General features: G+C 32.4%; 1 protein-coding gene. It reads right to left on the reverse strand.

Going from position 1 to position 2968, the window contains the following annotated elements:
* Positions 1–2968 (reverse strand): beta strand repeat-containing protein (locus CP960_RS13805; protein ID WP_101185885.1); only part of this gene is annotated, 2968 nt, incomplete at both ends.

The raw sequence follows: 2968 nt of genomic DNA on the forward strand, positions 1-2968 counted from the left end.
TGGTTTCTTTTCAGGTTCTGGTAATTCAGGCTCAGGTGTTGGTTTTTCTGGTTCTGTAGTAACTTTTGTACCAATTATCCAAATAGGCTTATTTTCTCCATCTTTATTTACTTGCCAAGATAAAATAGGCGTTCCTTTATCTAGTGTAGAGTCTTCTACTATTGACCAATCTTCTTTTGAACCATCTTTAAATGTATTTATATCTTGTAATTGTGCTGTTGTTTTTCCATAAAGTTCTTCATCATACTTATTTTTATTTTTTGTTTTATCGTAGTATGAGTTTGATATAGTCCCATCATTATTCCCTATAATTCCAGCAATGTTCTCATTTCCACCATAAACATCAGACACGATAGTTGTTTCTACTTGACTATAACTATTAGAAATATCTATATTTCCATCTGAGTATCCTAAGATACCACCTAAATTTGAAACACCATTTATATCTCCATTAGAATAAGAGTTTTGAATTATAGTATTTCCTGCTTTACCTACAACTCCTCCTACATCTTTCTCTCCTGAAACATTAGTATTTGCATAAGAGTTTAAAATTTCAGAGTCATAAGCTGAACCTACAAGTCCTCCTACTTCATCACCACTTGCATCATTTGCTCCTTCATTAAATAAAGCAATTACACTACCACCTTGAACTGAAGAGTTTACTATTCTTGAAGCATTTAATTGACCAACTAATCCTCCAACAATATAAGAACCTACAACATCAACATTTTTAACATGAGAGTTTAATACCGTAAAATCTGATTCCCAAAGTGCTCCAATTAAGCCTCCAACTCTTCTTACTCCTGTTACTGAGCCATTTTGTGCTATGACATTTTCAATATGTGAATTAGGACTTGCATGACCAATTAGTGAACCTGTAAAAAAATCACCAGTTATATCAAAATCATCTAATACAAGATTTTTTATTGTTCCGTTTAATACTTTTCCAAATAATCCTGTTGTCTTACCATTAGTATTAAAAATAAATAAATTATTAATTGAATGTTCTTTCCCATCAAAAGTTCCACTAAAACCTTCCCAGTCATTTACTTCTCCTGCGATTGGATTCCAACCAGCACCATTATTCCAGTTTATCGTATTACTAGCATCTATATCACTTCCTAGTTCATAGTTCCCAAATAATGCTGTATCCATCCATTGAAGTTGATGAATATTGTTAATTACAACTTTTCCATTTGTATCAAAGTTAATTGCTCCCGTATTGTCAAGTGCATCAAAATATACTCCACCATTTGTAGTGTTTGTATTTTTAATTTCTGCATTTACATTTACATACTCTGCTTGAAGTGTTAGTTTACTTTGTGTGTCCCAAAAGAGATTAGTATTTACATCTATGTGGATTCCACCATTTACAAAAGTATCTCCTGAAATAGAGTAAATATTTTTATTTATACTAATACCTGAACCTTTACCCTCTGATTTTAAATTTATATCTCCATTTGCAACTAGTCCATTAAAAGAGTTTGAATTATATAAAAAATCTCCAATAGTAAATGCTTCACTATTTGTAAAATTAAATTCTCCATTTATATTTGAACCAACAATATTTTTAATGATATGGCCACTACCCATTTCAAAATTATTTAAATAAACATTATTCGCATCATAAATAAATAGAGTATCAGCAGTTATTTTACTTCTTAAATCTACTTTAATATCTCCTGTTTGAGAACCAGTAATGATTACATTCCCATTTTGTGAATTAACCTCTGACTCATTACTCATATATAAAGCTTCACTATTGGCTCCATTTCCTTTAAGTCCTTCTATGTATATATCACCATCACTAACTGAAACTATTCCCCGACCTGTCGTATCATTTCCAAAATAAGAATCTCCAATAGCTACTGCATCAGAATTACCTTTTGCAATACCATAGATACTAATATTCCCCGTTCCTGATGTTTCTATAGTAGAATCACCTGCAATGCTTACACCTCTTGCTGCTGCAATTCCAGATTGTCCAGCTTTAGCTCTTATTGAAATATCACCACCATCTGCATTAATATTTCCATTAATTGAGGCTCCTCTGTATAAAGAGTTATTTTCACCTGATGTAGTATACTGACCTAGGGTATAACCATTAAGTGCATCTTGTCCACCACCTATTATTACATCTCCTCCATTTGTTGAGATACTTGAACCTTGAGGAAGCCATACTGAACCAACCCTTGAATCAGTTGCTTCGTTATTTCCACCAGCTCTTGCCCATAATGTTACGTCAAGTGCTGCATTTGTACTTGAGATACTTCCATTAGCTTTAGGATTATATGAATTACCAAAGATAATATTTCTATAAGCTTTTAAAGTAAGACTACTATCGTTCATACCTGTATATTCAATATTTCCAGTTACAAAAATATCTCCACCACCATCAGTATTTTCATTATTAGTTGTATCAGGAGTATTGGTTGCATCAGTTTCAATAGTCACATTACCACTATTAAGTTGTTCTTCAATTGCATCTGCAAGAGTTTGGTCTATAGTGATATCAACAGGGTCAATTAACCACTCACCAGCTTCTATCTTAGCATCATTAAAAGTAAACTCTTTTCCTGATGTTTCAACAAATCCTTCTTTAGCAGTAATTGTTCCACCAATCTTAGCTTCACCTCCATGTGCAAAAAGTTCTACATATCCAGTTACACCATCTAAGCTATTAGCTTCAATAACACCTGTATTATTTACAACCCCTTTAAGAAGTTCATCTACTGCGTTTGTTGTTAAAAAAATCTCTCCACCATCAGCATATACTGCACCTTTATTTTCAACAAGTGAGTCTAACACTCCCTTATCTACAGTTAAATCTACTATTGAGTTTCCATTTAGATTTATACTTACTTCATTGGCTCCAATTAGTCTAACACTTCCTTTTATAGCTTTAATAGTTCCTTCATTTGAAACAGAGTTTGCTAAAAGTGTTGCATAACCACTATTACTAATATCT

The sequence above is a fragment of the Malaciobacter halophilus genome, from assembly GCF_002837275.1.
Classification (GTDB): Bacteria; Campylobacterota; Campylobacteria; order Campylobacterales; family Arcobacteraceae; genus Malaciobacter; species Malaciobacter halophilus.